Raw genomic sequence first — 23,172 nt, 5'->3', positions numbered from 1 at the left:
ACAAATAAAAGGGCAACTTTATGACATGCGTGTTGGATTAGCTATAATGCGCAACAATTTTCTTTTTAACGAAGTGACGATATGAATTCTTTGTTTGCCAGTACGGCGCGCGGTCTGGAAGAGCTGTTAAAAACTGAACTGGAGAGCCTCGGTGCCGGGAGCTGTCAGGTGGTTCAGGGTGGCGTCCATTTTGAAGGCGACACCACGTTGCTCTACCAGAGCCTGATGTGGAGCCGCCTGGCTTCGCGTATTTTGTTGCCGCTCGGCGAATGCAAAGTTTACAGCGATTTAGATCTCTACCTGGGCGTGCAGGCCATCGACTGGACTGCGCTTCTGGCGCCGGATGCCACTTTCGCCGTTCATTTTAGCGGCCTGAACGACACCATTCGCAACAGCCAGTATGGGGCGATGAAGGTAAAGGATGCGGTAGTCGATGCTTTTACCCGTAAAAATCTGCCGCGCCCGACGGTCGATCGCGAGGCGCCCGATCTGCGCATTAACGTCTGGCTGAATAAAGAAACCGCCAGCATCGCCATCGACCTGAGCGGCGAAGGGCTACACCAGCGCGGCTACCGCGACCGCACAGGCCAGGCGCCCATTAAAGAAAACCTTGCGGCGGCTATCGTTATGCGCTCCGGCTGGCAGGCGGGCACGCCGCTGCTGGATCCCATGTGCGGCTCCGGTACGTTGCTGATTGAAGCGGCGATGATGGCGACCGATCGCGCGCCTGGCCTGCATCGCACCCGCTGGGGTTTTTCCGGCTGGGCGCAGCATGACGAGAATGTCTGGAAAGCGGTTAAAACCGAAGCGCAGGTGCGCGCGCGCCGCGGCCTTAGCGAATACGCTTCTCGTTTCTATGGTTCAGACAACGATCCGCGCGTCATTGAGCGCGCGCGTACTAACGCCCGCCACGCAGGGCTTGCCGACCTTATCTCTTTCTCTGTGCAGGACGTTGCGCAGTTAAAAAATCCGCAGCCGGAAGGGCCGCACGGAACGGTTATCAGCAACCCGCCTTATGGCGAGCGCCTTGAGAGCGAACCGGCGCTGATTGCCCTGCACAGCCTGCTCGGACGCACCATGAAAAGCCAGTTCGGCGGCTGGAAGCTTTCGCTCTTCAGCGCCTCGCCGGAACTGTTAAGCTGCCTGCAATTGCGCGCTGACCGTCAGTTTAAAGCCAAAAACGGTCCGCTCGATTGCGTGCAGAAAAACTATCAACTGGCGGAAACCGCGGCGGGCGCCGAACCTGCGCAACTGGCTGACGATTACGCTAACCGCCTGCGCAAAAATCTTAAAAAGCTGGATAAATGGGCAAAGCAGGAGGGGATTGAATGCTATCGCATTTATGATGCCGACCTGCCGGACTATAACGTGGCGGTAGATCGCTATGCGGACTGGGTGGTCATCCAGGAATATGCGCCGCCGAAAACCATCGATCCGGCCAAAGCGCGCCAGCGTCTGTTTGACGTTATCGCCGCGACCATTTCCGTATTAGGGCTGCCGCCTAATAAACTGGTGTTAAAAACCCGCGAACGTCAGAAAGGGAAAAGTCAGTATCAGAAAATGGCGGAGAAAGGCGAATTTATGGAAGTGCGTGAATATAACGCGCGTCTGTGGGTGAACCTGACGGACTATCTGGATACCGGACTTTTCCTCGACCACCGTATCGCCCGCCGCATGCTGGGCCAGATGAGCAAGGGCAAAGATTTCCTGAACCTCTTCTCCTATACCGGCAGCGCCAGCGTACATGCAGGGCTCGGCGGCGCGCGCTCAACGACGACGGTAGATATGTCCCGTACTTATCTGGAGTGGGCGGAGCGCAACCTGCGTCTTAACGGGTTAAGCGGACGGGCGCACCGGCTTATTCAGGCAGATTGTCTGGGTTGGCTGCGCGAGGCGGACGAACAGTTCGATCTGATTTTCATCGATCCGCCGACCTTTTCAAACTCAAAACGTATGGATGACGCTTTTGACGTGCAGCGCGACCATCTGCTGTTGATGAAGGATCTCAAGCGGATGTTAAGGCAGGGCGGCACCATTATGTTCTCCAACAATAAGCGCGGCTTTCGCATGGATCATGAAGGCCTGGCGGCATTAGGTCTGAAGGCGCAAGAAATTACGCAGAAGACCCAGTCGCAGGATTTTGCCCGTAACCGTCACATTCACAATTGCTGGCTGGTCACTCACGCCGGTAAGGAATAACGAAGTATGTCTTTAATCAGTATGCATGGCGCCTGGCTCTCCTTCAGCGATGCGCCGCTTCTCGATAACGCTGAACTGCATATCGAGGAAAACGAACGCGTCTGCCTGGTCGGACGCAACGGGGCCGGCAAATCGACCCTGATGAAAATCATTAATCGCGAAGTGCCGCTGGATGACGGCCGAATCATCTATGAACAGGATCTGATTGTGGCCCGCCTGCAACAGGATCCGCCGCGTGACGTCGCGGGCAGCGTTTATGATTTCGTCGCCGAAGGCGTGGAAGAGCAGGCGGAATACCTCAAGCGCTACCATGATCTTTCTCATAAAGTCATGGACGATCCGAGCGAGAAAAACCTGGCGGAACTGGCGCAGGTGCAGGAAATGCTGGACCACCATGGCCTGTGGCAGCTCGACAGCCGCATTACCGAAGTGCTGGCGCAGCTTGGTCTGGACGCCGATGCGCCGCTCGCCTCGCTTTCCGGCGGCTGGTTGCGAAAAGCGGCGCTTGGCCGCGCGCTGGTCAGCGGGCCGCGCGTGTTGCTGCTCGACGAGCCGACTAACCATCTGGATATTGAAACGATCGACTGGCTGGAAAGTTTCCTGAAAACCTTCTCCGGCAGCATCGTTTTTATTTCCCACGACCGCTCTTTTATTCGCAATATGGCGACGCGCATTGTCGATCTGGATCGCGGCAAGCTGGTCTCTTACCCTGGCGATTACGATAAATATCTGGTCGCTAAGGAAGAAGCATTACGCGTTGAAGATCTGCAAAACGCAGAATTTGACCGCAAGCTGGCACAGGAAGAAGTCTGGATCCGTCAGGGTATCAAAGCCCGTCGAACCCGTAACGAAGGCCGCGTGCGGGCGCTGAAAGCGATGCGCCGCGAACGCAGCGAGCGCCGCGACGTGATGGGCAGCGCGAAAATGCAGGTGGAAGAAGCGACCCGCTCCGGAAAAATTGTTTTCGAACTGGAAGAGGTCAGCTATCGCCTCGCCGACCGGGTGCTGGTGAAAGATTTCAGCGCCCAGGTGCAGCGCAGCGATAAAATTGCGCTGATTGGCCCTAACGGCTGCGGCAAAACCACCCTGCTGAAGCTTATGCTCGGCCAGTTGAAAGCCGACAGCGGCCGCGTGCATGTCGGCACTAAGCTTGAAGTGGCCTATTTCGACCAGCATCGCGCAGAGCTGGATCCGGAAAAAACGGTGATGGATAACCTGGCCGAAGGCAAACAGGAAGTCATGGTTAATGGCAAACCACGCCATGTTCTGGGCTATTTGCAGGACTTCCTGTTTCATCCTAAACGCGCCATGACGCCGGTGCGCGCGCTGTCTGGCGGCGAGCGCAACCGCCTGCTGCTGGCGCGCCTGTTCCTTAAGCCCAGCAACCTGTTGATTCTCGATGAACCGACCAACGACCTCGACGTGGAAACGCTTGAGCTGCTGGAAGAACTTATCGACAGCTACCAGGGCACCGTACTGCTGGTAAGCCACGATCGCCAGTTTGTGGATAATACGGTGACTGAGTGCTGGATTTTTGAAGGCGAAGGCCGCATCGGCCAGTATGTGGGCGGTTATCATGACGCGCGCGGCCAGCAGGCTGCAAGCCATGCAATGCGTGATTCGGCGCCGAAAAAAACCACGTCCGCGCCTGCGGCAAAGCCGGAAACTGTCAAACGTACCGCTAACAAACTAAGCTATAACCTACAGCGTGAGCTGGAACAGCTGCCTGAGCTACTGGAAAAGCTTGAGGCTGAAATGGAAGCGCTGCAAACACAGGTCAGCGACGCCTCCTTTTTCAACCAACCGCACGATGTCACTCAGCGCGTGCTGGCGGAACTGGCCGCGGCGGAAAAAGCGCTGGAAGAGGCTTTTGAACGCTGGGAATACCTTGAGTCTTTGAAAAATGGCGAGTAAATAAGGAACCCGGCATGCATGAGCACCATCACGCCTCAGAGCATATGCTCTGTCCCCAGTGCGATCTCATGGTAAAGATCCCGGCGTTGGGAAGCGGACGCAAAGCCGCTTGTCCTCGTTGCGGCACAACGCTTACCACGCAATGGGATGAGCCGAGGCAGCGTCCGTCGGCCTATGCTGTGGTGGCGCTCTTCATGCTGCTGCTCGCTAACCTGTTTCCGTTCGTCAATATGAAAGTCGCGGGGGTGACCAGCGAGGTACACTTGCTGGAAATCCCGGGCGTAATGTTTTCAGAAGATTACGCAAGCCTTGGGACTTTCTTTTTATTGTTCGTACAGTGCGTTCCGGCGTTTTGCCTGATTGCTATCCTTCTGCTGGTCAATCGCGTGCCGCTGCCTGCGGCTGTCAAACGCGGCATAGCGCGCATTTTCTTTGATTTGAAAAGCTGGGGCATGGCGGAAATTTTCCTTGCGGGCGTTCTGGTCAGCTTCGTTAAGCTTATGGCCTACGGCGATATTGGCGTAGGCGTTAGCTTCCCCGCCTGGTGTTTCTTTTGCCTGCTGCAACTGCGCGCCTTCCAGTGCGTCGACCGTCGATGGCTTTGGGATGATATAGCCCCGGCGCCACGCATTGAACGGGCATTCCACGTTGGCGTTACCGGCATCCGCCAGGGGCTGCGCTCTTGCCCTTGCTGCACAGCTATTCTTCCCGCAGAGCAGAAAGTTTGCCCGCGATGCCGCGCAGTGGGGCATGTGCGTCGTAAAAACAGCCTGCAATGGACAATGGCGTTACTGGTGACCGCCATTTTGCTTTATTTACCTGCCAACTTACTGCCAATCATGATAACCAGCCTGCTGGGCGATGAAATGCCGTCAACCATTATGGCGGGCGTGATTTTGCTCTGGAGCGATGGTTCCTATCCTGTCGCTCTGGTTATCTTTATCGCCAGTATTATGGTGCCTACCTTAAAAATGATCGCTATCGCCTGGCTGTGTTGGGATGCTAAAGGACACGGCAAGCGGCGAGACAGCGAAAGAATGCATCTGATATATGAAGTCGTCGAATTTGTTGGCCGCTGGTCGATGATAGACGTATTTGTCATTGCTGTTCTCTCTGCGCTGGTGCGCATGGGGGCGTTAATGAATATCTATCCTGCCTGGGGCGCGGTACTGTTCGCCATGGTGGTTATCATCACGATGATTGCTGCCATGACGTTCGATCCGCGTCTTTCCTGGGATCGCGAACCAGATGTAAACCATGAGGAGTCTTCGGAACATGGAAAAAACTAGCGGGGAAGCCAAAGTGCAGAAGGTGAAAAACTGGTCGCCGGTCTGGATATTCCCTATCATTACGGCGCTTATCGGCGCCTGGATCCTTTTTTATCACTACAGCCATCAGGGGCCGGTGGTCACGCTTATCACTACCAATGCGGAAGGCATCGAAGGCGGTAAAACGGCGATTAAAAGCCGCAGCGTAGACGTCGGCATGGTGGAAAGCGCCGTGCTGACCGACGATCTTCATCATGTGGAAATCAAAGCGCGGCTCAACCCCGATATGGAAAAGCTGCTCCACAAAGACTCCGTCTTCTGGGTTGTAAAGCCTCAGGTAGGGCGCGAGGGCATCAGCGGGTTAAACACGCTGCTTTCAGGCGCCTATATAGAATTGCAGCCGGGCACAAAGGGGCCGCAGCCTGACAGCTATAACCTGCTGGATTCGCCGCCGCTGGCGCCGCCGGACGCGAAAGGGATACGCGTTATTCTGGACAGCGACAAAGCCGGGCAGCTAACGCCGGGCGATCCGGTACTGTTCCGCGGCTATCGTGTGGGCTCGGTAGAAACCAGCACCTTCGATCCGCAAAAGCGCGCCATCAGCTATCAGCTCTTTATCAATGCGCCGAATGACCGGCTGGTCACCAGTAATGTTCGCTTCTGGAAAGACAGCGGCATTGCCGTCGACCTTAGCGCTTCCGGCATGCGTGTGGAAATGGGCTCTCTTACGACCTTATTCGGCGGCGGCGTTAGCTTTGACGTGCCGGAAGGGTGGGAGCCTGGTCAGACTGTGGCTGAAAAATCTGAGTTTAAGCTGTTTGACGACCAGCGCAGCATTCAGGAATCCCTTTATACCGAGCATCTCGATTATCTGTTGTTCTTTAATGACAGTATTCGTGGGTTGCAGGCGGGCGCGCCGGTGGAATTTCGTGGCATCCGGCTGGGCACTGTCGCTCAGGTGCCTTATTTTGCGCCAGGTATGAAGCAAGCCGTCAGAAATGATTACCGCATTCCGGTACTGATACGTATCGAGCCGGAACGGTTAGCGAACCAGTTTGGTGAAAATCCGGAAATTGGCGACCATTTGCAGGACGTGGTGAAAAACGGCCTGCGCGCCTCGCTGAAAACCGGCAATCTGGTTACCGGCCAGCTTTACATCGATTTGGATTTCTATCCCAAAGCGCCGCCTGTGACCAAAATGCCGACCTATAACAATTACCTGATTATTCCGACCGTGAGCGGCGGGCTGGCGCAAATCCAACAGCGGCTGATGGATACGCTGGATAAAATAAACAATTTGCCGCTTAACCCTATGATTGAACAGGCGACCAATACGCTGAACGAAAGCCAGCGTACGATGCGCCGCTTGCAGGCCACGCTTGATAATCTCAACAAGCTGACTGCCAGCGAATCCACCCAACAGCTGCCGGCAGATTTTCAACGTACGCTGCGCGAACTTAACCGCAGTATGCAGGGCTTCCAGCCTGGTTCCGCCGCCTATAACAAGATGGTCGCGGATATGCAACGGCTGGATCAGGTGCTGCGCGAGTTGCAGCCGGTTCTGCGAACGCTTAATGAGAAGAGCAACGCGCTGGTATTTGAAGCGAAGAATAAAAAAGATCCGCAGCCGAAGAGGGCAAAAGAATGAGAAAGTGGCTCCCGTTAATTATGGCGGCAGCGCTAAGCGCTTGCAGCAGCACTGATGAGACCATCTGGTACCAGATCCCCGCTGCGACGCAAAATGTGACGCAGCGCGCGGCGACGGACAGTACGCGTCTGTTGTGGGTCGAACAGGTCGCCGTGCCGGATTATCTGGCGGGTAACGGTGTGGCTTATCAGACGACCGATGTGCAATATAACATTGCTAACAGTAATCTCTGGGCCAGCCCGCTTGATCAGCAACTTCGTTCAACGCTTGTTACTAACCTGACCGGGCAATTGCCGGGTTGGGTTGTCTCGGCGCAGCCGCTCGGCAGCCAGCAGGATACGCTTAACGTCAACGTGACAGGCTTTCACGGGCGCTACGATGGACGAGTCATTGTCAGTGGCGAATGGTTGCTTAATCATCAGGGGCAACTCATTAAGCGGCCATTCCATATTGAGCTGAAGCAGCAGCAGGATGGTTATGACGCAATGGTTAAAACGCTGGGCGCAGGCTGGCAGCAGGCAGCACAAAGTATTGCCCGGGAAGTGGCTTCACTACCATAAGAAGATTTAATATTGTTGTAAGCCGCCACTGCGATTTCTTATCCGGTAGCGGCTTTTCTTTTGCTTAGAATAAGATATCTGAACATTCCGTCTGGCTTTGTACAAAGCCTTTTTCTACCAAGTCACAAATATGACATTGGCGTGAATTTTGCGCGTTGACGTCTCATGCTTTTGCAGGTATTGGTAAAGGGTGGTTGCACATTTTGTAATCACTGTTTTCTTTCCACCAGACTGAAAAATGAGGGAAACGAGGCATGAAGAGACAAAAAAGAGATCGCCTGGAACGGGCTCATCAACGCGGTTATCAGGCCGGTATGACCGGACGATCAAAAGAAATGTGTCCTTATCAGGCTTTGAATCAAAAGTCTCATTGGCTGGGAGGCTGGCGAGAAGCCATGGAGGACAGGGCTGTAATTGCCTGATCCTGTCTCTTTAGAAGGAAGAAACCTCCGCAGCGCGGAGGTTTCATCGTTATGAGGGATTAGAATGCAGAGGTGTCCTGGAACAGACCCACTTTAAGATCGGTTGCGTTGTAGATCAGATGCCCATCAACCAGCACTTCGCCATCGGCAATGCCCATGACCAGACGACGATTTACTACGCGTTTGAAGTGAATACGGTAGGTCACCTTTTTAGCCGTAGGCAGTACCTGACCGGTGAATTTCACTTCGCCTACGCCCAGCGCGCGGCCTTTGCCTTCGCCGCCAAGCCAGCCCAGATAGAAGCCAACCAGTTGCCACATTGCATCCAGACCCAGGCAGCCCGGCATTACCGGATCGCCGATAAAATGGCAGCCGAAGAACCACATATCGGGATTGATATCGAGTTCCGCTTCAACATAACCTTTGTCATAGTTGCCGCCGGTTTCGGTCATTTTGACCACGCGGTCCATCATCAGCATATTCGGTGCCGGTAACTGCGGGCCTTTTGCGCCAAACAGTTCACCGCGACCAGAGGCAAGAAGATCTTCTTTCGTATAGGATTCGCGTTTGTCTACCATGTTTTAAATCAGCCTTATTTTAGTGAGGGACGCAGGTTAGCTAACAAGTGTACGCTGAACAAGTCCGATCAGTTACGGCCAAACCAGCCTAACCAGCGCAACGGCCACGGAAAACGGTGACGCGCTTCCTGCTGTGTAGCCTGCGCAATCCGCTCCTGAATCGCCTGTATTAACGTTGTCTTACCTTCACCATCCCAGGGCAGGGTAGTCAGCAATGGCAAAGCATCGGTAACGTCATCAATGGCCCACAGCGAGAATTGCTCGTTTTTCACTGCTTCAAGTACCTCGCTGTTAAGGCACAGATGACGCACGTTGGCGAGCGGAATAATTACGCCTTGTTTGCCTGTCAGCCCACGCTGCTGGCAAAGGGTGAAGAACCCCTCAATTTTTTCATTAAGCCCGCCTACAGGCTGCGCGCGACCAAATTGATCCACCGAGCTTGTAATGGCTATATGCTGATAAAGAGGCACATCCGCAAGCGCGCTTATCAACGCGCAAAGTTCAGCCATTGAAGCGCTGTCGCCATCCACTTCATTGTAGGACTGTTCGAAGGTCAGAGAGGCTGAAAATGGCATTTGCTGGTCAAGTTGCAGTTCAGCCATTAAAAAAGCCTGCATGATCATCATGCCCTTGGCATGAATATTTCCGCCCAGCTCCGCTTTACGCTCAACATCCGTAAACTCGCCGTCACCGATATGCACTACGCAGCTGATACGCGAAGGTTCACCAAAAGCACGAGGGTGACCCGGGAATTCGATAACCGAAAGTGCGTTAATCTGCCCGATACGTTCGCCTTCCGTTTCTACCAGAATCTGCTCAAGCAGGATTTCATCCTGCATGCGTTCAGGCAGGAAGCCTTCACGCCAGGCGCGCTGCTCAAGCATTGCCGCCATTTCTTCGCCTGTGAAAGCGTTATCTTCACAGTAAGGAGCAACCTCTTTTAACTGCCGGGTCAGCCACAGCGGGCAGAGGGGCAAGGTTTCCTGGTCGCCTGTGTAGCGGACCGCTTCCCGAATAAGCACTTCCCAGGCATCTGGAGCAGGAGAAGGAAGCGAGGCCTCAAACGCGATGCTGCGAACCCACTTACACCAGTTCTCCATGCTCTCTTCATCGACGATTTGAAGATTCTCTTCAAACTCGCTGTAGACGGCAAGAGAGGCAAGCTCCGGTTCCATCTCCTGAAAATCGGCCAGCGAATCACGTTCGCCCACCAGGATAACTTTCAACTGCAATGGCAGCGAAGGTACTGAAACGGGAAGCGGCCGCGTTTCATCCGGTGATAACCAGTCGAAACGCGAGTTCGCAACGATCTGCTTAAGACGCAGCCAGAGCAGAGGTTGCAGCAGCAAAGTTTTAATGGAAATAACCAGGATGCCGCCGTTCGCCTTGTGAACAAGCCCTGGTTCGAGACTTACCTCGCCGTTGAAGTGGCGAACACAACCAAACAATTGCTCGCTTTCAACCCAGTCAGCAATAACGACTTCGCCAGCAGCGCTAAAATTACCCGCCGGGCTGTCTGTAGGCTGAAAAGTGATTTTGTTGCCATCAATCTGATAATGGCCGCCAAATTGTTGGTCCGGCGCAGGAAAATGCTGGTGAGCGGCAGCGGCAATTATCTTAAGATAATCAGGCTCTTCCGGCGCTTTAACCAGCATATATGAAGAAACAGGGCGAGGATGGCAGAGTTGCGACAGGCCATAACAGAGACGAGACTGTAAGGCATCGAATTCCAGTGTATTTTCCGTGTCGGATAAAGGCTGCGCAAACAGTGACTGATATTGTTCGGTATCAGGGACCAGCGCGCGCCATGTCAGTCGATTTATGGTCAAAGTTTACTTTTTTGGTTAATGGCAAAAGCGCGATTATACCGTAATGGCTTCGACTGCACACGGTTAATACCCTATGTTGGTTCCTTAAACAACGGCTGGTTCACGCCAGAGTAATTCATTTCAGCGAAACGAAGAAAAACTGTTATCCTGAAACAAGTTACACGGTCACCCTGAGATCGCAATGAAATATCAACAACTCGAAAATCTCGAAAGCGGCTGGAAATGGAAATACCTGGTCAAAAAGCACCGGGAAGGGGAGCTGATTACTCGCTATCAGGAAGCCAGCGCCGCCAGAGAAGCGGTAAATCTTTTACTGGCGATGGAAAACGACCCGGTACGTGTGCTTGGCTGGATAGAAGAACATATTAATCCGGCCTTGCTAAACCGTATGAAGCAAACCATTCGCGCACGCCGAAAGCGTCACTTTAATGCGGAGCATCAGCACACGCGTAAAAAATCAATCGACCTTGAGTTTATGGTCTGGCAACGTCTGGCGGGACTGGCGCAGCGACGCGGGAATACGCTTTCTGAGACGATTGTGCAGTTGATTGAAGATGCGGAACGCAAAGAGAAATATGAGAGCCAGATGTCTAATCTTAAACAGGATCTCCAGGCGTTGTTAGGAAAGAAACCCGACTAAACAGCAGCACGTAAAACGCAGACAATAAAAAACCCCGCCGGAGCGGGGTTTTTTTAACGGGTAACTTAAGCCTGCGGCTGAGTTACAACGTCTTTGATACCTTTAACTTCGATTTCAACGCGACGATCCGGCGCCAGGCAGTCGATCAGCGCTGCGCGAGCTTTCACGTTGTCACAGGTGTTGCCGGTAACCGGGTTGGATTCGCCCATACCACGTGCGGAGATCTTGTTGGACGGGATACCTTTGGAGATCAGGTAATCAACAACAGACTGTGCACGTTTCTCAGACAGACCCTGGTTGTAAGCGTCAGAACCGATACGGTCGGTGAAGCCCAGAACCACTACAGAACCGTCTTTCGGATCCAGGTTGCTCAGCTGGGTGTACAGCTGATCCAGTGCCTGCTGGCCTTCCGGTTTCAGGGTAGCTTTGTTGAAGTTGAACAGAACGTCAGACTTCAGGGTGAAGTGCTTGGTCTGTACTTCCGGAGCCGGAGCCGGAGCCGGAGCAACTACCGGCGCAGCATCTTCCTGCTGACCGAAACGGTAGGAAACACCTAAGCTCAGCATGCCGTTGTCCGGACGAACGCCTACGGTGTTACCGTCGCCGATGTTGTTAACCCACTGGTATTCCAGACGGGTAGCGATGTCGCGGGTCATTGCCCACTCTACGCCGCCAGCGAAGACCGGAGAAACGCCGGTGTCGTGGTCGTCGCCAGCAATGTTGTTGCTGGAGTCAGCGCGCCATACCATGCCGCCCAGACGGGTGTACACGTCCAGATCGTCAGCTACTGGGTAACCCAGTTTCGCGGTCAGCTGTACGCCCTGAGCTTTGAATGCGCCGTTGATGGTGTCGCCTTTGTACGGCATACGGCCCAGCCAGTCGTAACCCATTTCGAAACCAACGTACGGGTTAACCTGGTAACCACCGAATGCGCCTGCACCGAGCTGGCTCTCATGAGTCGGGCCGTCGTTGTTCAGGGAGCTGTTATACCAACCGGTATCGTGGAACTGAGACCAACCCAGTTTACCACCTGCGTACCAGGTATTATCTTTCGGTGCGGCCTGCGCTACGGTAGCGAAGCCAGCCAGTGCCACTGCAATCGCGATAGCTGTCTTTTTCATTTTTTGCGCCTCGTTATCATCCAAAAAGGCCATGAACAGTACAAAAAGTTCACGGTTAAATCCTTCACCGGGGTTATTGCTCAATATGTAACTCTACCGATATTTTCGGTTTATGAGAGCAACCCTGGCGAGGTAAAGTCTACAACGTAGTTGAAAACTTACAAGTGTGAACTCCGTCAGGCCCATGAAAAAAAGCGCTTGCTAACACATTTTTTAACATTTTCGGAGGATAATTAGCCGTTGAAAACACGACTAAAAGCCGATTAGCCCACTAAATACGCTTCATACTAATGGCCTGGCAAGGCCTGCTGGCGGGGCAAAAACTGATGCTAAGATTAGTCTTAAATTAACTTAATGATACAAATTTGAGTGAATCTTTAACCCTGAGCGCGGTCCCGCACCCTCGTGAGTTTTAAGAATAGGGCGCATTAAAAATCCCATTGCATTCCCTTTCTCCGCCGCGTCTGTTAAACGGCGATATTCTTCTTCGCTGAGATCCCGTGATAACCAACCTATAACCACGCTGTAGTTCCCGGTTTCCAGCGCGCGAATCATTGAACTGATCGTTAACTGGGGATCCATCTGGCTTACTTGCATGACTTTCGTCAGCGGCAAACCGGAAGCCTGCACCCATTGACGACTTAAACGTTGTTGCGGCGTTAGCCAAAGCTGCCAGCGCGATTGCTGTCCAAGTTGCTGAAGCAACGGCAGCAACACCAGTTGTGTCATCCACGGTTGATCCTCTCGATACATCACTTCACTAATCAACCCTTTCATTTCTACGTCTGCCATTACGTTTGCCGTTTTAGCAGCCTTTTGGCGACCATTTTCTGTGCGATGTTGATGTTGAGAAAAGTGCATAAAAGATCCCGCTCCGCAGGTTACTGTATGCATATACAGTACTGCTGACGAGCCCAAAGATCAACCAAAATTTCTGAAAGCGCCTCGCAATTTGCTAAGTAAACCGATGCAATCGCGACTTTAGGATTGCCGAAGAGAAATAAGTTGCATATGTTCCAGTTAACGGAAGGGCTAAGAGGGATTTACTTTCGTTAGTCATTGAATGTGAAAGGAATAAATATGATTAAAACATCAAGAGACACCATCATCAGGGTACAAAATACCCTTTCATCCCTGGGGCAAGTTCGTAGCCGGACCCTGTTTGGCGGCTATGGGCTATCGATTGACAAAGTGATGTTCGGCATGGTGGCTAACAGCGGTTTTTACCTCAGGATGAATGAGCTTTGCCCGGCGCAAAGCTGGATGGAACAGGCTGAACAGCTGATGTTCGCCCGTCGGGGCCGTTCGATAGCCCTGAATTATTATCTCGTAGAAGAAACGCTCTGGAATAATCCTGTCGAGTTGCGTAAGCAAGCATGGCTTTCGCTGGCAGGCGCGCAGCATGAGCGTCAGCAGAGGGAAGCGGAGAAGCGCTTAAAAGATTTACCCAATCTCACTGTGCAGATGGAGACGCTGTTATGGGAGGCAGGCATAAAAAATATCGAAACGCTGCGCGCATTCGGCGCCAAAGAGAGCTGGTTGAAGCTGCGTCAGATTAATAAAAATCTTGGGTTAAAAATACTTTATGCGCTTGAGGGCGCGTTAACGGAGACGCATGAAGCGGCGCTCCCGGCGGAGATTCGCCGGGAACTTAATGAATGGTTTCAACGCTACACGAAACCGCTTCACTCCTGAGGGATCTGTCGCTGTAGACGGCTTATTTCCGGCAATAAAGAAATAAGCAGACCGATTTGTTGTAATACCAGCGGCTCTTTACTGTCGGGACGGGGTTCAATTTGAGTAATGCGCTGCGCCAGTCCGTTAAGCGAGTGCTGTACCTTCACTTCATCGGCTGGCTGGTGATGCAGCGCATCATCTACGTAGCAAACCGCATCATCAAGCAGCGTTAATATCTCGGCCCGCTCCAGCTTTTCACGGTGCGCGCCCAGCGCTGAGATATAACTCGTAAAAGTATGATTAAGACAAAGTAAACGGAACGCGGCATCGCGCAGTTCTGGCGTCGCTTTTGGCTCACTCGACATATTAGAAACCACGGAAGCTAACTCTGCATCGCGGTTATGCGCGTCCCGACGCGCGATTCGATATTCCAGACGGTTATCACGCCCCTGATGATATTGCTCAAGGATGGCATCCAGATAGCGGCAGTTGGCATCAAGCGCGCGCGCCAGCACCCGATGAAGCCGACGGAACCGCCAGTCAGGCCAGATAAAAGTGACGGCAGCCCATGCGATAGCGCAGCCGATAAGCGTATCCACAATACGCGGCAGCGCCACCACAAAGCCCTCGCCGAGCAGGTTGAAGCAGAGCAATACCAGCAAAGTAATAAACATCGTGGCATGAGCGTACTGAACGGTGCGAAAAACAAAAAACAAAACGCCCGTCACCACGATTAAAATGAGTTGCCCTTCGAGCGAGGGAACAAAATAGAGTATGGGTAGCCCCAACGCGACGCCAATAAGCGTGCCGACAACGCGTAAGGTGAGGCGGTGGCGGGTAGCATTATAGTTTGGCTGACAGACAAACAGGCTGGTAAGCAGGATCCAGTAACCGTGATGTAACCCTGTCAGCTGAATAAAAGCGTAGCCTACGCACAATACGGCAGACATACGTACGGCATGTCGAAACAGCGCGGACTCGGGCGTCAAATTACGGCTTAACCGCTCGCGCATATCGCTGAATCCATGCAGGCTGTCATCCGCCAGCCGGTTTTCATGCTCGCTTCGCGTCGTTTCCAGCCACTGTTCCGATTCAATGGATGCAAGCTGCGCATCAATCGCCTTCAGGTTAGTAATAAGATAACCCAGCGCTTTCATTTCATTGACCGAAGCCCCTGAAGCCCGGGCGCGATCCAGCGCCGCTTCGATATGGGTAAACGCGCGCTCGAAGCGAGCGTCATGCTGATAGCGCGTGCGCAACAATATCGATTGCGCCAGTTGCTGGCACGCCCTTGATTGCAAAGAGAGCAAGCGCTGAAAGCGGAACATAATATCGCTGTAGCGAAATTTATCCCGCAGCGCCTGATACTGGATATGAGATGAACTGGCCCGTTCGTGAATATCCTGCGCGGCAAAATAGTAGTGCAGCGTGCGTCGCGTGCCGCGCTGGCCCCTGTCGCCTCGCAAACGGGTAAGCAGCGAAGCTTTTGTCTGGTTCAGGGTGCCCACAAGCTGGCTGTTCGCCATGGCGAGTTCAAGCATTGGCACCTGACTTTCATTTTCAATATCAGGGTCAAAAAAACGGGATTTGATATCCAGATAGTGCGCCAGTTGTTCGTAGCAGCGCGCCAGGTTGTCCTGCAAAGGGCGAATGGGGAAAATAAGATGGCCTGCCAGCGTCAGCAGGTTATACCAGACAGCGCCCGCCAGCAGCAGCAAGGGTTGTTGATACCAGTGCTCATATAGCGAAACGCCGAGCATGGTATAGATGGCGATGAGCAGTGCGCCAAACGCGATAGTCGCATAGCGTTGCCCAAGCCCGCCAAGCAGAATAAAGCCGCTGGTGGAAAGAGTAAGCCCGAGCGCAAAAAGCCAGGGCCAGGGAAAAAGCAATTCCACCGACGCGGAAGCGATAAAAAAGCTAATTAACGTAATGATTAAGTTGCGCAGCCGTCCCGTCAGCCGGTCGTCGAGATCGGTAAGCGCCGCGGCAACCACCCCAAGGGTCAGCGGAATGGTCAGCTTAACTTCGCCCAGCCACCAGGGCAGAGCCGCCGTACCGCTAAGGGCGATAAAAATGCGCACGTTATGAAGCCATGCGCTATTCCAGACATAGCGGCGAAGCAGGGGGTTTAGCATGAGCTATCGATCCTTACTTCGATTCAAAACGGCGGCTGGCGTTAGCTTCGCGGGCCGCCTGAGCCATTTCAACTGAAACGACACGTCGACCAACCGGCCAGAGCGCAATGGCGGCGATTTTAAAATTCGCGATGCCTACCGGGATGCCAATAAGCGTGAGGCATTGCGCAATGCCTGTGGTGATATGCAGCAGGCAGAGCCACCAGCCAAAGAGCACAAGCCAGATGATATTGAGCAGCGTACCGCCCGCATTCAGCACGGCGTTTTTACTCCCGGGGTTAAGCTCATCAACGTGCACCGCTTCGTTGCCATAAGGCACCAGAGAAAGCTTAGTAATTTCCCAACAGGAGCGCGTAAGCGGCAGCGTAATAATCAGCACCATGCTGACCAATGTAGCCAGCAGCCAGGAGAGCGTAGTCAGAAAACCACCCAACACGAAATTTAAGATATTAAGAACAGTACGCATATAACCTCTTTGTGCGCGCCGAAAAGAATCAATAACCACAGCAATTGTAACGCGTTTTGGGTCTGGAGCGTCATATCCATGGAGGGTAAACTGCATGCATATTAAAAGTCTCTCTGGCAGCCACATGGAACTGAAAGCAACCTCTCTGGGAAAACGTCTCGCTCAGCACCCCTACGATCGGGTGGAAATCCTCTCGTCAGGGGTCAAAGTCTCCGGCGATCGTCATGAATACGTGCTGCCGTTTAACCAGCTTTTAGCGATCAACTGTAAACGCGGCCTGGTCTGGGGCGAACTGGAATTCGTCTTGCCGGATAACAAAGTGGTGCGTTTGCACGGTACGGAGTGGGGAGAAACGCAGCGCTTCTATCACCATCTGCAAACGCTATGGCAGCAGTGGAGCGCAGAGATGAGCGAAGTCGCGGCAAATGTGCTTCAGAGCGAACTCTCACGCATCGCTGCTCAGACAAACGAAGATAAATGGCTGCGGCGTAAAGAAGTGGAGGGCGTGCAGCAACGAATCCGTCATGCGTTTAGCGCCTTGCCTCTGCCGCTGGTTCGCCTGGAGGAGTTTGATAACTGCCGCGAACTGTGGCGACAGTGTCTTGCATGGCTGAATGATATGGATGCCGCAAGGCTTTCGCACAACCAGGCCTTTACTGAAAAAATGCTTGAGCGTTATGCCGATTTTTTTGCCAGCGTCGAAAGCGCGCCGCTTAACCCGTCACAGGCGCGGGCCGTCGTCAATGGCGAAACATCGCTGCTGGTGCTGGCGGGCGCCGGCAGCGGTAAAACGTCAGTACTGGTCGCCCGGGCAGGCTGGTTGATGAAGCGAGGCGAGGCGCTCCCCGAACAGATTTTACTGCTGGCCTTTGGGCGCAAAGCGGCACAGGAAATGGACGCTCGTATCCGCGAGCGGCTGCACACGGAGGAGATAAGCGCACGTACCTTCCACGCGCTGGCGCTGCATATCATCGAGCAAGGCAGCAAGAAAGCGCCGAAGGTCAGTGAGCTTGAAAGCGATGTTGAAGCACGCCATGCGCTGCTGATCAACGCCTGGCGCGAACAGTGCCAGCAAAAAAAAACGCAGGCGAAAGGCTGGCGGATGTGGCTTGAAGAGGAGCTGGAATGGGAGGTGCCGGAAGGGGATTTCTGGCACGATGACCGGCTCGCGAAGCGGCTTGCAGGGCGGCTGGACCGCTGGCTTGGGCTGATGCGCATGCACGGCGGTACGCAGGCGGAAATGATTGCGGATGCGCCCGAAGCGGTGCGGGATAGTTTTCAAAAGCGCGTAAAACTGATGGCGCCTTTGCTCAAAGCCTGGAAAGCGGCGCTTAAGACCGAAGGCGCGGTTGATTTTTCCGGGTTAATCCATCAGGCGATAAACGTGCTGGAAAAAGGGCGTTTTATCAGCCCCTGGAAACATATCCTGGTGGATGAGTTCCAGGATATTTCACCGCAGCGCGCAGCGCTGCTGGCGGCTTTGCGCCGGCAAAACTCCGCCGCCTCGCTGTTTGCCGTGGGCGATGACTGGCAGGCTATCTACCGTTTCAGCGGCGCGGAACTGCTGCTCACCACCTCTTTTACGCATCATTTTGGCGAAGGGGATAATTGCGCGCTCGATACAACCTACCGGTTTAACCAGCGCATTGGCGAAATCGCCAACCGCTTTATTCAGCAAAACCCGCACCAGCTGGCGAAACCGTTAAACAGCCTGACGCCGGGCGATAAAAAAGCGGTAACGCTGCTGGCGCAAACCATGCTGGAACCACTGCTGGATAAGCTCAGCGGCTTTGTGAAACCGAACGAGCGGGTTCTGGTGCTGGCGCGCTATCATCACTTGCGCCCGGCGGAGATGGAAAAGGCGGCAACCCGCTGGCCTAAGCTGCCGCTTGAATTTATGACCATTCACGCGAGCAAAGGCCAGCAGGCTGATTATGTCATTATTCTCGGCTTGCAGGAGGGTCGGGAGGGGTTCCCGGCGCCTGCGCGCGAATCAGTAATGGAGCAGGCGCTATTGCCGCAGCCGGAAGATTACCCCGATGCCGAAGAGCGGCGCCTGCTTTATGTGGCCTTAACCCGTGCCCGTCATCGCGTCTGGCTGCTTTATGATAAAGAAGCGCCATCGGTATTCGTTGATGAGCTAAGCGAGTTGGGCGTACCGCTTGCGAAAAAACCGTAACCTATTTCAGGCGCTCCGCGAGATAGCGTGCGTAATCCGGAATCAGGATATCCACGCTATTGCGAAAATCGGGTGACTGAATAATGAAATCGGCGGTAGAGACATTGGTCGCCACCGGAATATTCCATACGGTAGCCAGGCGCAGCAGCGCTTTAACATCCGGGTCGTGGGGAACGGCGTTCAGCGGGTCCCAGAAGAAAATCAGCACGTCGATCTTCCCTTCGGAAATCATGGCGCCCACCTGCTGGTCGCCGCCCATCGGGCCACTCAACATCGCATTGACATCAAGCCCCGTAGCGCGCTGAATAAGGTTGCCCGTCGTACCGGTGGCATAAAGGGTATGGTGTTCAAGAATAGCCTTATGTTGCTCAACCCACTTCATTAACGTCGACTTGCAGTGATCGTGCGCCACCAGAGCGATATGTTTCTCGGCGGCAATAGTGCGTGTGGTCAGTTCCATAGCAGTTTCCAGAAAATAAGCCTGGCTACAGCTTACTGAAAGCGCTCCAGGCTGCAAGCGAAGCGCAGTAAAAAACGCGGCAGGCAATGAAAGTCAGGAAGAGGGTTGCTGTTTTGCCCATTCCATAAAGCGCGAACGGGTGGTGGAGTCTGCTTGCTGATACCAGTATTTAAGCCTTTGCTCGGTCAATGTCTGCGAGTGTGAAACGGGGGCGTCCAGTTCTGATATACCGGAAAGGAGCGCGCTGTCGTCCGCAACCATCGAGACGAAGCGCGGCACAGAAGCGGTTTTGCCGGCACGATTATAGCGGCGTACGTCGCGTTCATAATTCAGCCCGTTAGCGGAGTCCGTAACCGGCAGAATATCTATTTTGACCGGGATATCATTCGCCGAGCCATCCAGCAATTGCAGATGCGGCGCGGTATCGAAACGCTGGCTGTCCCGCTCGGTTTCAATGCGCGGCAGGCTGAAATTGACCTGGCTTACATCACGGGTATCAAAACTGACAACCAGCGCCGGGGAGATCCAAAGCCGCTGCTCGTGCGCGGCAGTGTGAACCGTTTTTTCCAGGCGAAACACCAGCTGATGCGGCCCGTTGTCCAGCTCGATACTGTCGGCGCCGCGCAACAGCGAACCTGAGACTTTCTTGCCATCCATCACCAGCAGGTCCACATCGCCTGAGAGGTGAAGCGTGGTGGCATAGCCTGAAGCCGGTATCCACACCGTAAAAAGGAATGCCGCAATCAGGCTGAATCTCATGATTAACCCCTGTCCATATAAGTGCCTTCGTCGTCTGAGTTGTGTCAAATTTTTACGAAATTAACGTTTCTTAACCTATACAGCCTGAGGCAAAAAAGCCCTCATGCATCCGTATGGGAATGATGGAGAGACCAGCGTCTTTGGCATACACTTGGTCTATTATCCGAGGGGAGAGATATATGAAAGAGGCTGATATTGCAGGTATTTTGAAAAACACCCAGACCATTGCGCTGGTGGGCGCAAGCGATAAACCCGATCGCCCAAGCTACCGCGTTATGGCCTATCTGCTCGACCAGGGCTACCACGTCATTCCGGTATCGCCAAAGGTTGCGGGCAAAACGCTGCTCGGCCAGCAGGGCTACGGCTCGCTTGCTGAAATTCCGGAAAAAGTGGATATGGTAGATGTATTTCGTAACTCCGAGGCGGCGTGGGGCGTCGCGCAGGAGGCGATAGCCATAGGCGCGAAAACGCTCTGGCTTCAGCTTGGCGTTATCAATGAGCAGGCAGCGGTGCTGGCGCGCGACGCGGGGTTGAATGTGGTGATGGATCGTTGCCCGGCGATTGAAATCCCGCGGCTGGGATTATCTAAATAACAAAAAACCCGGCCTGGCCGGGTTTTTACTTAGTTGCGCAGTCGCGGCGCCTGAAGCTGCTGGCGTATGGTACGCGCCAGTTCATCCAGCGAAGGCTGCTCAGGATGTTCAGCCTGCGGTTCGCTGCTTAACTGGGCTTCGGCAAGATAAGTATGAACGGGCTGGCCGTCATCATCTTCCATTACCACATGGTACCAGGGGGCGGCGCGAAGATCGGCGTTAACGGCCAGTTCATCCGCTGTGGGTTCATCAAGCGAGTATTCGGGATCGATATCCACGACCACCCCCAGATAACCCAGCAGAGAATGACGGACCTGCTGACCAATACCGAATTTGCTGGCTATCATAGTCCCCTCCCGGAAAACGTTACTTCGCACAGATATGCGGGCAACTTTTTCTCTTTCAAGTTACATGACGCGACAGGCAAACCCTTTCAGATAAAGCCCTTCCGGGTAGCTCGCCAATACAGGATGGTCGGCGGCCTGACGGAACTGCTCTATAAATTGTACATCACGACCGGCATCTGTTGCGGCGTCGGCGATGATTTTCTGAAATAAATCGGTGGTCATCAGGCCCGAACAGGAGAAAGTCAACAGTACGCCGCCAGGGTTAAGTAGCTGAATGGCCAGCATATTAATGTCTTTATACCCACGGCATGCGCCCATCAGCTGGCTCTTGTTCTCCACAAACTTCGGCGGGTCCATAACGATGACGTCGAACTTCTCGCCCCCATCGCGGTATTTGCGAAGCAGTTTAAAAACGTCGTCGCGCTGGAACTCCGCTTTGCTGAGATCAAGCCCGTTTAGCTCCACATTCTGACGGGCAACATCCAGCGCATCCTGGGAGGTATCCACGCTAATAACCTGACTACACCCGCCCATCAGCGCAGAAACCGCAAAGCCGCCGGTATAAGAGAAGCAGTTCAGTACGCGCTTCTGCGCTACATAGCGGCGGGTAGCGAAACGGCTATCGCGCTGATCAAGGTAATAACCGGTTTTATGACCGTTCTGAATGTCCACCAGCAGCTTCATGCCATGCTCTTCAATCGGCAGCAAGGCAGGCGGCAGGTCGCCGCTTACCGGGCCTTGCGCGAGCTCCAGGCCTTCTTTCTTACGCACGGCGACATCGGAGCGATCATAAATAGAGCAGTCCGGATAAAGCGCCTGCAAGGCGGAAACCAGCGCCGGACGCTGATATTCAGCGCCTGCGGAGAGCAATTGCAGCACCAGGAAATTGCCGAAGCGATCGATAGTCACGCCCGGCATGCCATCCGATTCACCGGCAATAAGACGGTAGCTGTCGAGGCCATCGCGCTCAGCCAGCCAGTCACGCCACTGCTGCGCCTGTTGCAGGCGGCGGGTAAAGAAAGCAATGTCTACCGTTTCTTCGCGATCGAACGTCCAGACGCGGGCGCGGATCTGCGAGGCAGGGGACAAGGCGCCGCGCGCCAGCCATTTACCCTGGTGATCAACGATATCGACCGTTTCACCCGCTGACGCTTTGCCTTCAAGACGCGCCACAGCGCCGGAAAAGACCCAGGGGTGGCGGCGCAACAGAGATTTCTCGCGCCCTTTGGCTAACACTAAACGGGGAAACCTTGTAAAATCTATTTTTTGACTTTCTTGTGCTGTGTTCATTAGGTACTCCCATGGAAAAACGCAAGCTATACAGTTACATACGCTGGTCGAGTGACAAGCAGGCAAAAGGCTCATCATTACAGCGCCAATTAGAAACGGCGCGTAGGGTAGCACATGAGAATGGCTTAGAGCTTGTTGAAATCATCGATGCTGGTTTGTCTGCTTTCAGATCAAAACATCTTGAGCATGGTAATTTGGGTGCGTTTATTGAAGCTGTAAAAGCTGGTGAGATTGCTAACGACTCGTGGCTTACAGTTGAAAGTTTAGATCGCATTAGTCGTGATGAAATACTAAAAGCCCAACGGCTCTTCATGGAACTGCTTGAATTGGGTATCACTATCTACACCGGTATGGATAACCGTATCTACAACAAAGCGAGCGTGACTGATAATCCGATGGAGTTGATGCTTTCGATTATGACTTTCTCCAGGGCAAACCAAGAAAGCATAGTCAAGTCTCAACGGCAGAAGTCAGCAGCACAATTAAAAATCGACAAATTCCAAGCTGGTGAACGCGCAGAGAATGGGTATCCATTTGCGATCCGTAGCTCGGGGGCAAATGTTTTTTGGTCTGATGTTTCAGATGGAACTGTAAAGGCGCATGAATATTACTTCCCCATAGCGAGGTTGATCGTTTCACTACGGCTGAAAGGTTGGGGTTACATGCGTATAGCTAAACACCTCAACGATAACTACACTCCCCCTAAAGGCACAGCGAAGCGGAAGCACTTTAAAGATATGTGGTCTCCTAAGCTGGTATGTAATTTTCTTCAATCCAGAACGCTTATGGGTGAGAAATCAATCCGGGTGGATGGTGTTGAACACATACTAAAAGATTATTACCCACAAGTTATATCTCAAACCGAATACTACAGTTTGCAAAGCGTTATCAATCGGAAACTGGCGAATGAGCCTAACGATTACATACCACTTCTTTCAGGTATAAGGCGGTTTAAATGTGCATGTGGTGCGCCAATGGTAGCCTTTTACCAATACGATAAAATCCGCTACCTGAATCGCCACGGATAATCTAGACACTTCCGAGCCGTTGATAATACTGGTTTTCATATTCTGTCGGTGACATC

General features: G+C 53.4%; 21 protein-coding genes. 11 read left to right on the top strand and 10 right to left on the bottom strand.

The window, feature by feature from the left end:
- The first annotated feature begins 81 nt into the window (after positions 1 to 81).
- From rlmKL to rmf, 6 genes are all read left to right on the top strand, one after another.
- Positions 82 to 2,199: a bifunctional 23S rRNA (guanine(2069)-N(7))-methyltransferase RlmK/23S rRNA (guanine(2445)-N(2))-methyltransferase RlmL gene (gene rlmKL / locus DW56_RS07940; RefSeq protein WP_024553983.1), complete on the top strand. Its 2,118-nt coding sequence runs from the start codon at positions 82 to 84 to the stop codon at positions 2,197 to 2,199.
- A gap of 6 nt (positions 2,200 to 2,205) precedes the next feature.
- Positions 2,206 to 4,113, top strand: coding sequence for an ABC transporter ATP-binding protein (locus DW56_RS07935; RefSeq protein ID WP_024553984.1), 1,908 nt, complete (start codon positions 2,206 to 2,208; stop codon positions 4,111 to 4,113).
- 14 nt (positions 4,114 to 4,127) lie between these two features.
- Complete coding sequence (pqiA, locus tag DW56_RS07930) at positions 4,128 to 5,402, top strand: membrane integrity-associated transporter subunit PqiA (RefSeq protein ID WP_024553985.1); 1,275 nt, start codon at positions 4,128 to 4,130, stop codon at positions 5,400 to 5,402.
- Complete coding sequence (gene pqiB, locus DW56_RS07925) at positions 5,389 to 7,029, top strand: intermembrane transport protein PqiB (RefSeq protein ID WP_024553986.1); 1,641 nt, start codon at positions 5,389 to 5,391, stop codon at positions 7,027 to 7,029. The genes pqiA and pqiB overlap by 14 nt, the downstream gene beginning before the upstream one ends.
- Entirely contained in the window at positions 7,026 to 7,589 is a 564-nt protein-coding gene (pqiC, locus tag DW56_RS07920) for a membrane integrity-associated transporter subunit PqiC (protein ID WP_024553987.1), read from the top strand. Before pqiB ends, pqiC begins: the two co-directional genes overlap by 4 nt.
- A gap of 254 nt (positions 7,590 to 7,843) precedes the next feature.
- Positions 7,844 to 8,011, top strand: a complete 168-nt coding sequence (rmf, locus tag DW56_RS21490; RefSeq protein ID WP_049294256.1) for a ribosome modulation factor — start codon at positions 7,844 to 7,846, stop codon at positions 8,009 to 8,011.
- 59 nt (positions 8,012 to 8,070) lie between these two features.
- Here the strand turns inward: rmf and fabA are convergent, their stop codons facing one another.
- Together fabA and DW56_RS07910 are read right to left on the bottom strand one after the other, a co-directional pair.
- Positions 8,071 to 8,589: a bifunctional 3-hydroxydecanoyl-ACP dehydratase/trans-2-decenoyl-ACP isomerase gene (fabA, locus tag DW56_RS07915; protein ID WP_024553988.1), complete on the bottom strand. Its 519-nt coding sequence runs from the start codon at positions 8,587 to 8,589 to the stop codon at positions 8,071 to 8,073.
- 68 nt (positions 8,590 to 8,657) lie between these two features.
- Positions 8,658 to 10,418, bottom strand: a complete 1,761-nt coding sequence (locus DW56_RS07910; protein ID WP_024553989.1) for an AAA family ATPase — start codon at positions 10,416 to 10,418, stop codon at positions 8,658 to 8,660.
- Between the two features lie 181 nt (positions 10,419 to 10,599).
- Between DW56_RS07910 and matP the strand changes: the two genes are divergently transcribed.
- Positions 10,600 to 11,058: a macrodomain Ter protein MatP gene (gene matP, locus DW56_RS07905; protein WP_024553990.1), complete on the top strand. Its 459-nt coding sequence runs from the start codon at positions 10,600 to 10,602 to the stop codon at positions 11,056 to 11,058.
- A 65-nt stretch (positions 11,059 to 11,123) separates the two neighbouring features.
- On the opposite strand, the gene ompA is transcribed toward matP, so the two are convergent.
- Both ompA and sulA read right to left on the bottom strand, forming a co-directional pair.
- Positions 11,124 to 12,179, bottom strand: a complete 1,056-nt coding sequence (gene ompA, locus DW56_RS07900) for a porin OmpA (protein ID WP_049294335.1) — start codon at positions 12,177 to 12,179, stop codon at positions 11,124 to 11,126.
- Between the two features lie 351 nt (positions 12,180 to 12,530).
- Positions 12,531 to 13,040, bottom strand: coding sequence for an SOS-induced cell division inhibitor SulA (sulA, locus tag DW56_RS07895; RefSeq protein WP_024553992.1), 510 nt, complete (start codon positions 13,038 to 13,040; stop codon positions 12,531 to 12,533).
- Between the two features lie 219 nt (positions 13,041 to 13,259).
- Here sulA and DW56_RS07890 point away from each other — a divergent pair, with 219 nt between their 5' ends.
- The gene (locus DW56_RS07890; protein WP_024553993.1) at positions 13,260 to 13,874 is read left to right on the top strand and encodes a TfoX/Sxy family DNA transformation protein; all 615 of its coding nucleotides are present in this window, start codon (positions 13,260 to 13,262) and stop codon (positions 13,872 to 13,874) included.
- Here the strand turns inward: DW56_RS07890 and yccS are convergent.
- Positions 13,865 to 15,994, bottom strand: a complete 2,130-nt coding sequence (gene yccS / locus DW56_RS07885) for a YccS family putative transporter (RefSeq protein WP_024553994.1) — start codon at positions 15,992 to 15,994, stop codon at positions 13,865 to 13,867. The two genes, DW56_RS07890 and yccS, sit on opposite strands and share 10 nt — an antisense overlap.
- A 13-nt stretch (positions 15,995 to 16,007) precedes the next feature.
- Positions 16,008 to 16,460, bottom strand: a complete 453-nt coding sequence (locus DW56_RS07880; protein ID WP_024553995.1) for a YccF domain-containing protein — start codon at positions 16,458 to 16,460, stop codon at positions 16,008 to 16,010.
- A gap of 124 nt (positions 16,461 to 16,584) precedes the next feature.
- Between DW56_RS07880 and helD the strand changes: the two genes are divergently transcribed.
- A complete protein-coding gene (gene helD, locus DW56_RS07875) occupies positions 16,585 to 18,639 on the top strand; it encodes a DNA helicase IV (RefSeq protein WP_024553996.1) in 2,055 nt (684 codons plus the stop codon).
- 1 nt (position 18,640) lies between these two features.
- On the opposite strand, the gene mgsA is transcribed toward helD, so the two are convergent.
- Together mgsA and csgI are read right to left on the bottom strand one after the other, a co-directional pair.
- The gene (gene mgsA, locus DW56_RS07870) at positions 18,641 to 19,099 is read right to left on the bottom strand and encodes a methylglyoxal synthase (RefSeq protein ID WP_024553997.1); all 459 of its coding nucleotides are present in this window, start codon (positions 19,097 to 19,099) and stop codon (positions 18,641 to 18,643) included.
- A 93-nt stretch (positions 19,100 to 19,192) separates the two neighbouring features.
- Entirely contained in the window at positions 19,193 to 19,858 is a 666-nt protein-coding gene (csgI, locus tag DW56_RS07865) for a curli synthesis inhibitor (protein ID WP_024553998.1), read from the bottom strand.
- 179 nt (positions 19,859 to 20,037) lie between these two features.
- Between csgI and DW56_RS07860 the strand changes: the two genes are divergently transcribed.
- A complete protein-coding gene (locus DW56_RS07860; RefSeq protein WP_024553999.1) occupies positions 20,038 to 20,451 on the top strand; it encodes a CoA-binding protein in 414 nt (137 codons plus the stop codon).
- Positions 20,452 to 20,480: 29 nt separating this feature from the next.
- Here DW56_RS07860 and hspQ read toward each other — a convergent pair whose 3' ends face one another.
- Positions 20,481 to 20,798: a heat shock protein HspQ gene (gene hspQ / locus DW56_RS07855; protein ID WP_024554000.1), complete on the bottom strand. Its 318-nt coding sequence runs from the start codon at positions 20,796 to 20,798 to the stop codon at positions 20,481 to 20,483.
- Between the two features lie 60 nt (positions 20,799 to 20,858).
- Positions 20,859 to 22,088: a 23S rRNA (cytosine(1962)-C(5))-methyltransferase RlmI gene (gene rlmI, locus DW56_RS07850; RefSeq protein ID WP_051179278.1), complete on the bottom strand. Its 1,230-nt coding sequence runs from the start codon at positions 22,086 to 22,088 to the stop codon at positions 20,859 to 20,861.
- A gap of 11 nt (positions 22,089 to 22,099) precedes the next feature.
- On the opposite strand from rlmI, the gene DW56_RS07845 reads away from it, so the two are divergent.
- Complete coding sequence (locus DW56_RS07845; protein WP_024554002.1) at positions 22,100 to 23,116, top strand: recombinase family protein; 1,017 nt, start codon at positions 22,100 to 22,102, stop codon at positions 23,114 to 23,116.
- Positions 23,117 to 23,172: the final 56 nt, after the last annotated feature.

It is taken from the genome of Franconibacter helveticus LMG 23732 (genome assembly GCF_000463115.2).
GTDB classification, from domain to species: Bacteria; Pseudomonadota; Gammaproteobacteria; order Enterobacterales; family Enterobacteriaceae; genus Franconibacter; species Franconibacter helveticus.
This window is presented reverse-complemented; position numbering and strand designations above follow the sequence as displayed.